The following is an 877-nucleotide window of genomic DNA, read 5'->3' as shown; positions in this document are numbered from 1 at the left end:
GGCACGGCGAGCACCGCCCACGGCAACAGGTAGATCGCCTGGGCCAGGTTGAACACCTGCGGGGAGCCGGTGGGGCCGCCGGAGACCCGGTTCAGCACCACCAGCAGCGCCACCTGCTGCGCGGCCACCGTCACCGCGCCGGCCGTGGCGAGTCCGCCGATCCGCGCCCGGGCGTCATCGGTGAAGGCGTACCCGAACCGGGGCCGTAGCCGCAGCCCCCGCAGCGGGATCAGCAGCGAGAGCGACAGCACCACCACGCCCAGCGTGGTGCCGCCGGACAGGAGCAGTTCGCCACTGCGGCCGACCTGGGCGACGGACACCCCCCGTCCCTGGGCGGCGCCGAAGGCCACGTAGACGACGACCACGGTGAGGCTGGACAGCAACGGCGCGATGACCGGCCAGGCGAAACGTCGGTGCGCCTGCAGGACGCCGGTGAGCACGATGCCGATCCCGTACAGCGGCAGCTGCGGGGCGAACACGCGCAACATCCGGGCGCCGGCGGCGAGTTCCGCCGCCGATCGTCCCTCGCTGATGAGCGAGATGATCGGGTCGGCGAACACGGCGACGAGCACGGCGAGGGGAACCAGCAGGCTCACCGTCCAGGTGAGCAGGGCGCCGGTGGTCGCCGCCACCGCCCGCCGGTCCTGCGCCGCGACCGCCCCGGCCAGCAGCGGCACGACCAGGCTGGCCAACGCCCCACCCGCGACGATCTCGAAGACGATGTTCGGCACCGTGTTCGCGATGACGTACATGCCGCCGAGGTCGCTCTGCTCGACCACCCAGGTGAACACGGCGGTACGGCCGAAGCCGGCGAGTCGGCTGGCCACGGTGAGGACGGCGATGAGCGCGGCTGCCCCGGCCAGCCGGCCGGGGCAGC

The 877-nt window shown here is 73.5% G+C and carries 1 protein-coding gene; it reads right to left on the bottom strand.

Features of this window, described 5'->3' with window-relative positions; translation table 11 throughout:
- Window positions 1-863 (bottom strand): murein biosynthesis integral membrane protein MurJ (murJ, locus tag KBX53_RS34425; RefSeq protein WP_247676624.1); only part of this gene is annotated, 863 nt, incomplete at its 3' end.
- Between the last annotated feature and the right edge of the window lie 14 nt (window positions 864-877).

It is taken from the genome of Micromonospora sp. M51 (genome assembly GCF_018070305.1).
GTDB classification, from domain to species: Bacteria; Actinomycetota; Actinomycetes; order Mycobacteriales; family Micromonosporaceae; genus Micromonospora; species Micromonospora parva.
The sequence above is the reverse complement of the archived record's forward strand: the minus strand, read 5'-3'. Positions and strand labels throughout refer to the sequence as shown.